Annotated in this window: 4 protein-coding genes; 3 read left to right on the plus strand and 1 reads right to left on the minus strand. The window is 43.6% G+C overall.

The window, feature by feature from the left end; all coding sequences use genetic code 11:
* The 3 genes from Q0200_RS09475 to Q0200_RS09485 form a co-directional block, all read left to right on the plus strand.
* Positions 1 to 211 (plus strand): hypothetical protein (locus tag Q0200_RS09475; protein ID WP_297940665.1); only part of this gene is annotated, 211 nt, incomplete at its 5' end.
* 82 nt (positions 212 to 293) lie between these two features.
* Positions 294 to 473: a hypothetical protein gene (locus tag Q0200_RS09480; protein WP_297940667.1), complete on the plus strand. Its 180-nt coding sequence runs from the start codon at positions 294 to 296 to the stop codon at positions 471 to 473.
* A complete protein-coding gene (locus tag Q0200_RS09485) occupies positions 470 to 670 on the plus strand; it encodes a helix-turn-helix domain-containing protein (RefSeq protein ID WP_297940669.1) in 201 nt (66 codons plus the stop codon). The genes Q0200_RS09480 and Q0200_RS09485 overlap by 4 nt, the downstream gene beginning before the upstream one ends.
* Here the strand turns inward: Q0200_RS09485 and Q0200_RS09490 are convergent.
* On the minus strand, positions 667 to 1,866 hold the full coding sequence (locus tag Q0200_RS09490) for an integrase arm-type DNA-binding domain-containing protein (protein ID WP_297940671.1): 1,200 nt from the start codon (positions 1,864 to 1,866) through the stop codon (positions 667 to 669). The two genes, Q0200_RS09485 and Q0200_RS09490, sit on opposite strands and share 4 nt — an antisense overlap.
* Between the last annotated feature and the right edge of the window lie 109 nt (positions 1,867 to 1,975).

The raw sequence follows: 1,975 nt of genomic DNA on the forward strand, positions 1-1,975 counted from the left end.
AATAGAAAAACCTCCTCTTGCTTGGAATGTATGCTCAGGCGCTGTAATTACGTCCATAATTGAGGATGCGATAAAATATGGGATAAATGACAGCGTTCTTATAGTGCTGGCAACAAGAGTATATTTGGCAATTGATAAACTCGGTTATAACCCGTACGCGCGCATATCAGAAAGTATCAAAGAAACTTTATGGCAAGGATTAGAAAAATGACGGCAAAAAATAGATGCTATGCAGGCCCACGAGAGACTGAGGATAGCCAACGTCTAGCGTATTTTTATATCGAGAATATCTGATGAAAGAAATAGCAGACGATTTGCGCGCGATAATCGAGGAATTGGCTGCGCTTGAAAAGCGGCTAGACAGCCTAAAATTAAAGATAGATTTAGCCTTAGGATCGAATAGAGAGCCATATAGAGCCTGGGTGAACGAGCTACGAGAGATTAAAAATATAGTAGAAAGGATTAGAAAATGATAGGTCAAGAATACATCACCACCAAAGAGGCCAAAGAGATGCTAGGCGGAGTTTGCGACGCTACGCTTTGGCGTTACGTCAAAGAAGGTTATATCGAGAAGCTCAAGTTAGGAAAGAAGACAGTAGTTTATCCTAGGGCTAGCATTGAGAATTTTATAAAAAGCGCGGTCAAAACCGCCCCTATTCAGACGGCTTAAGCGATTAAGCCGTCCAAATAATCCGCCCACCATTGCATCAATCCCTTCATATGCGACAAATTTGCCGCTCTATTATACGCCGCTCTTACCGAGTTTGCGTCTTTGTGCGCTAGACATTTTTCGATGATCGCTTCGGAATAGCCGTGAACGTGCGTGTTTTCGTTGCAAACGGTGCTAAAGCTTGAGCGAAGCCCGTGATATACTATCTCGTCTTTTGTGTAGCCCATGCGCCTAAGCGCGACGTTTAGCGTATTTTCGCTCATATACTTCGTTTTGCTAAAGTGGTTAAAAAATAGATAATCGCTGCGCCCGGCAAATTTGCGGTATTCTAGCAGCAACCCCTTAACCTGCCTAGACATCGGGAGCTTAAAAACTTCATCCTGTTTCATCTTCCCCGCCTCTATACTCCAAATTTCTTTATCGAAATCAAACTCGCTCCACTGTGCCGCGCGTATGTTAAACGACCGAGCAGCCGTATAAAGCCCAAGCTTGAGCGCGACCTTTGTTTTATACTCGCCGCCGTATTCGTCGATAGCCAGCACCAGCGCGCGCAGATCGTTATCGTCCGTTAGCGCCGGGTAGTTTTGCTGCTTTTTGGTTTTAAACGTGTATTTAAAATCTATATCAGCGATGATGTTGTGAGACGCTTTGCCGCTAACTACGGCGTATCGCCATAGTTGCCCGCAAAATTGAAATAGCTTTTTTAACACGCTCAGACTGCCGCCGCTCTCGACTTTTCGCAGGACTTCGATTATTTCAGCTGCCGTGATGCCCGATATATCTCTTTTACCGAGGTACGGGAATAGATATTTTTGCGCGTTTCTAGTTTGATTTTGCGCCGTCCACTCTTTGATTATTTCGCTTTTTTTATCTATCCACTCCATGGCCAAACGCTCAAAATTTCTACTCGTATCGCTACTTTTTGCGTTGAGCGGATCGACTCCATCGTTTATTTGGCGCAAAAGCTCCATCCTTAGCTCTCTAGCCTTGGCCAAAGTCAAAAGCGGATAGTTCCCCAAAGCCATGCGTCGCATTTTTAGCGTGAGCGGGCTTTTATACTCAAGCGCAAAAAATTTACGCCCGCCCGGCTCGATAAATATAAACAAATTTTGTCCGTCGGACTTTTTATAAATTTTGTCCTTCGGCTTTAAATTTTTTATGGCCGTGTCGGTTAGCGGGGGATTGATCTTTGGCATTTTTATCCTTTATGTATCCGCAAGCCCCTAAAAATCAAGCGAAGATTTTTTACGGACAAAAGTTAACGGATAGAGATTTATCTGTAAAATTATCCGTTAAAAATCCTTA

The sequence above is a fragment of the uncultured Campylobacter sp. genome, assembly GCF_938045225.1.
GTDB lineage: Bacteria > Campylobacterota > Campylobacteria > Campylobacterales > Campylobacteraceae > Campylobacter_A.